This window comes from Xanthobacter oligotrophicus, assembly GCF_008364685.1.
Classification (GTDB): domain Bacteria; phylum Pseudomonadota; class Alphaproteobacteria; order Rhizobiales; family Xanthobacteraceae; genus Xanthobacter; species Xanthobacter oligotrophicus.
On sequence record NZ_VTTL01000025.1, the window covers coordinates 1 to 4333 of the forward strand.

At 70.3% G+C, this 4333-nt stretch carries 3 protein-coding genes; all 3 read left to right on the top strand.

Annotated elements, in window-relative coordinates; genetic code table 11:
• Positions 1 to 9 precede the first annotated feature (9 nt).
• Positions 10 to 141, top strand: coding sequence for an ATP-binding protein (locus FZ033_RS24475; protein WP_331251206.1), 132 nt, complete (start codon positions 10 to 12; stop codon positions 139 to 141).
• A gap of 156 nt (positions 142 to 297) precedes the next feature.
• Entirely contained in the window at positions 298 to 1860 is a 1563-nt protein-coding gene (locus FZ033_RS23840) for an efflux RND transporter periplasmic adaptor subunit (protein WP_394026695.1), read from the top strand.
• Positions 1861 to 1869: 9 nt separating this feature from the next.
• On the top strand, positions 1870 to 4333 hold a 2464-nt coding region (locus tag FZ033_RS23845), incomplete at its 3' end, for an efflux RND transporter permease subunit (protein ID WP_149578550.1).

Here is a 4333-nt window from a genome sequence, read left to right on the forward strand (position 1 = left end):
ACCGGCGGGGTGGGGCTCGGCCTTCCCATCGCCCGTGCGGTGGCCGAGGCCCATGGCGGCACGCTGACCCTCGCCAACGGCGCCGGCGGCGGCCTCGTCGCGACAGTGCGCCTGCCCAAGCTCCAGACTGAAACAAACTGATACAGAAGCGATACGCGGCGTGACAGCCCGTGCGCTATCTGGCTCCCGTACCGGATTGAGGATCGGACGGGTTGAAGGATGGTGCGTCATTTCATGCGGAGAGTTGGCCTTGGGTCGTGGGCCCTTCTCGCCGGCCTGGTGCTGGCGACGGGCGCGATGGCGCACGAAGGCCACGACCACGGCGCGCCTGCCGCGCCTCAGGTAACGTCTCTCGCCCCCCGTGCCGAGGCCGCCTCCGCCGATTTCGAGCTGGTGGCAGTGCTGCGCGACGGCATCCTCGCCATCCACCTCGACCGCTTCACCGACAACGCGCCGGTGGACCGCGCGACCATCGAAATGGACACGCCCGAAGGCGCGCAGACCGCAAAGCCCGAGGAGCCCGGCACCTATGTGGTTGCCGCTCCGTTCGCCGCGAAGCCGGGCACGCACGACCTCGCTTTCACGGTCACGGCCGGCGGCACGGTGGACGTGCTCGCAACCACTCTCACGGTGCCTGCGGCTTCGGTGACGGCCGACCCCAGAGCCACTGCGCCGGCGGCGCTGGCGCTGCTGGGCGGATCGCAATTGGGCTTGGGTGCCGGCGTCGTTATCGGCTTTCTCGCGGCCGTGCTCTTGATGTCGCTGCGGCGGCGCACGGCGGCACTCGTTCTCGCTGCCGGTCTGGGGCTTGCCTCCGCCGCGCTCCCGCCGGATGCGCAGGCCGCGGATACGCCGAAGCCTTCCGCACGCGATGCGGCCCAGCGCCTGCCCGACGGCTCGGTGATCGTGCCGAAGCCCAGCCAGCGCATCCTCGGCGTGCGCACCATCGTCACGGCTTCCGCCAGCCATGCCCGCGCGGTGGAACTGCCGGGGCGGGTGGTGCCGGATGCCAATGCCAGCGGGCTCGTGCAGACGGCGGTGGGTGGGCGGCTGGCACCGCCGCAGGGCGGCTTCAAGCCGCTCGGCACCAAGGTCGCGGCGGGCGACATCCTCGCGTTCGTGCACCCGCCCATCGGCGCCTCGGACCTCAAGGACCTGGAGCAGCAGGGCTTTGAGCTGGACCAGCAGATCGCCATCGTGAAGCGCCGCTATGAGCGCCTGTCGGCTATCCAGAACGCGGTCACCCGCCGCGAGGTGGAGGAGACGGAGATTGAGCTGAAGGGTCTACAGACTCGCCGCGCCACGCTGGAGCGGGTGCAGCGCGAGCCGGAGGCGCTGCGCGCGCCCGTTGCCGGCATCATCGCCACCTCGGACGCGGTGGCGGGACAGATGGCGGACCCGAACACTGTGGTGTTCCGCATCATCGATCCGGATCGGCTGTGGGTGGAGGCGCTGGGTTTCTCGCCGGACATGGGCCGCTCCGGGGCTTCCGGGCGATTGCCCGATGGCCGCTCCGTCGCGCTCACCTTTCTGGGCGCGGGGATGTCCGACCGCAGCCAGGCCGTTCCGCTGCAGTTTTCCGTCACCGCGGGTGCCGAGGGGCTGCGTCCAGGCCAGTTTCTCACGGTCCTCGCGGAGGCCGGCGCCCCGCGCATGGGCATCGCCATCCCCCGCACGGCGGTGGTGCGCGGGGCGAACGGTCAGGCCATCGTCTATGAACATGTCGCAGCCGAGCGCTTCGTTGCGCGCGAGGTAAAGACGGAGCCCCTCGATGCCGGCCGCGTGCTGGTGGTGGCCGGCCTGCCGCCCGATCGCCGCGTGGTTACCGAGGGCGCCGAACTCATCGACCAGATCCGCTGAGGCCGGCCGATGTTCAGCTTCCTCGTCACCCAGTCCCTCAAAAACCGCCTGCTGGTGCTGGCGCTGTCCCTCGTGCTGGTGGTCACCGGCGCCTTTGCGGTCACCCGCCTGCCGGTGGATGTGCTGCCCGACCTCAACCGGCCCACCGTCACCATCATGACCGAGGCGGAGGGCCTTGCCCCGGCCGAGGTGGAACAGCTTGTCACCTTCCCGTTGGAGACGGCGATGAACGGCCTGCCGGGCCTCATCCGCCTGCGTTCGGTCTCGGGGGTGGGGCTCTCCGTCCTCTATGTGGAGTTCGATTTCGGCACCGACATCTTCCGCGACCGCCAGCAGATCGCCGAGCGCATCGCTTTGGTGCGGGACCGGCTGCCGGCGAACGTTGCCCCGCAGATGGGGCCCATCAGCTCCATCATGGGGCAGATCCTGATGTTCGCGGTGACGAGCGACACTGCGTCCCCCATGGCGGTGCGCGAGGCGGCGGACTTCATCATCCGCCCGCGCCTGCTCGCCATTCCCGGCATCGCGCAGGTCATCCCCATGGGCGGGGAAGTGCGGCAGTTCCGCGTTTCGCCGGACCCTGCGGCCATGCGCGCCCATGGCATCTCCCTCGATGCGCTGGAAAAGGCGGTGGCGCAGTTCGGCACCAATTCGGGCGGTGGCTTTGCTGACCATGGCGGGCGCGAGTTCCTGATCCGCAACATCGGCCGCACCCTCAGCCTCGACGACCTGAAGGGGCTGGTGCTGCCCCGCCCCGCCGGCGGCACCGTCTTCCTGCACCAGGTGGCGCAGGTGGATTACGCGGCCCGCATGAAGCGGGGCGATGCCGGCTACATGGGCCGGCCGGCGGTGATCGTCTCGGTGGAGAAGCAGCCGGAGGTGGACACGATCGCCCTCACCCGCGCGGTGGAGGACGCGGTCAACGACCTGAACCGCACGCTGCCCAACGGCATCCGCATTTCGCCGCCGGTGTTCCGGCAGGCCGACTTCATCGCCGCCTCCATCGGCAACGTGGAAAAGGTGCTGATGGAGGCCATGGCGGTGGTGGCCGTGGTGCTGTTCCTTTTCCTCGTCAACTGGCGCACCACCTTCATCTCGCTCACCGCTATACCCGTGTCGATCCTCGCCACGGCCATCGTGTTCCACGCCTTCGGCCTCTCCATCAACACCATGACGCTGGGCGGCCTCGCCATCGCCATCGGCGAGCTGGTGGATGACGCGGTGGTGGACGTGGAGAACATCTTCCGCCGCCTGCGCGAGAATGCCGCCGCCGCGGCGCCGCGGCCGGTATTCGACGTGGTGGTGGCGGCGAGCCGGGAGGTGCGCTCCGGCATCGTCTACGCCACGCTCATCATCGTGCTGGTGTTCGTGCCCTTGTTCGCGCTGCCGGGCATCGAGGGGCGACTGTTCGCGCCGCTGGGGCAGGCCTATATCGTCTCGATCCTCGCGAGCCTTGTCACCTCCGTCACGCTCACGCCGGTGCTCGCCTTTTACCTGCTCCCCGCACTCAGCCGCCATGTGGAGCGGGAGAGCGTGCTGGTGCGGGGTCTGAAGCGCGGATACGCCGGCCTGCTCGCCGCCGCCTTCCGCCACCAGCGCCTCGTGATGTGCGCAGCCGCGCTTCTCTTCCTCGCGGCGGTGGCGGCCGCCGTGGGCCTGCCGCGCGCCTTCCTGCCGCCGTTCAACGAGGGCTCGCTCACCATCTCCATGTCCTTCCGGCCGGGCCTTTCCCTCGCCGAGAGCCATCGCATGGGCCTTGTCGCCGAAAAGCTCATCCTGGACGTGCCGGAGGTGAAGGCGGTGGGTCGGCGCACCGGCCGGGCCGAGCTCGACGAACACGCCGAGGGCGTCCATGCCTCCGAGATCGAGGTGGATCTAGGACCCTCCGCCCGCAGCCGCGCCGAGATCACCGCCGACATCCGCGACCGCCTCGCGGTGCTGCCGGCCGCCTTCAACCTGGGCCAGCCCATCTCCCACCGGCTGGACCACATGCTCTCCGGCGTGCGGGCCGAGATCGCCCTGAAGCTGTTCGGCGACGACCTCGATACCCTGCGAACTACGGCGGAAGACCTGCGGGGGCGCCTCGCCGGCATTCCCGGCCTTGCGGACCTGCAGGTGGAGCGGCAGGTGCGCGTGCCGGAAGTGACGGTGCGCGTGGATTATGGCCGCGCCGCCCTCTACGGCCTCCAGCCCGCGCAGGTGACGGACGCGCTGGAGCGGCTTTCCAACGGCCGCGTGGTCTCCCGCCTCGTGGACGGCGCGCGGCGCTTCGACGTGGTGGTCCGCCTGCCCGATGCGGCGCGCACCACGGAGGGACTTTCGGGCCTGCTGATCGAGACGCCCTCTGGCTGGGTGCCGCTCTCGCAGGTCGCCGAGGTGACGGAGACGGACGGGCCGAACCAGATCCTGCGCGAGGGCGGGCGCCGGCGCATCGTCGTGCTGGCCAACACCTCCGGCGGGCGCGACGTGGCGG